Origin of the sequence: Streptomyces hygroscopicus subsp. hygroscopicus (genome assembly GCF_001553455.1) — a bacterium.
Taxonomy (GTDB): domain Bacteria; phylum Actinomycetota; class Actinomycetes; order Streptomycetales; family Streptomycetaceae; genus Streptomyces; species Streptomyces hygroscopicus.
Genome location: NZ_BBOX01000674.1, coordinates 1 through 701, shown reverse-complemented (window position 1 = coordinate 701; position 701 = coordinate 1). Strand labels below are relative to the sequence as shown.

Annotated in this window: 1 protein-coding gene; it reads right to left on the bottom strand. The window is 70.3% G+C overall.

The features are described from left to right. Nucleotides 1-701: SigB/SigF/SigG family RNA polymerase sigma factor (locus AXW62_RS39790; RefSeq protein WP_060948564.1), on the bottom strand; the 701-nt coding region annotated here is incomplete at both ends.

Below are 701 nucleotides of genomic sequence, written 5' to 3'. Positions count from 1 at the left end.
CGGATGTCGCGGCAGCTGCGGGTGATGAGGCGGGAGACGTGCATCTGGGAGATGCCGAGTTCCTCGGCGATGCGGGTCTGGGTCATGTCGCGGAAGAAGCGCAGGTACAGGATGTGCTGTTCGCGTTCGGGGAGCCGGTGCAGGCAGGGCTTGACCGCTTCGCGGGCGATGACGGTCTCGTAGCGGGTCTCGGGCTGGCCGAGGGTGTCGGCCAGGGAGTAGCCGTCGTCGGCGTCGGCGAGTTCGGCGTCCAGGGACAGGGAGCGGAAGCTGTCGATGGCTTCCATGCCGGTGAGGACGTCTTCCTCGCTCAGGCCGGCGGTCTGGGCGACCTGGGCGACGGTGGGGGAGCGGTCGGCGCCTTCGGTGGTGGCGATCTGCTGGATGGTGGCGCGGACCTTGTTGCGCAGTTCCTGTACGCGCCGGGGTACGTGCAGGTCCCAGCTGCAGTCGCGGAAGTGCCGCTTGAGTTCGCCGACGATGGTGGGGATCGCGTAGGGCTCGAAGGCGCCGCCGCGGTGGGGGTCGTAGCGGTTGACGGCCTTGACCAGGCCGAGGGCGGCGACCTGTTCGAGGTCCTCCAGGTTCTCCCCGCGGTTGCGGTAGCGGCGGGCCAGGCGGTGGGCCATCGGCAGCCATGCCTCGACCAGCTTCTCGGCCAGTGCCTCGCGGTCGGGTCCGGCGGGCATGGCGGCCAGCCG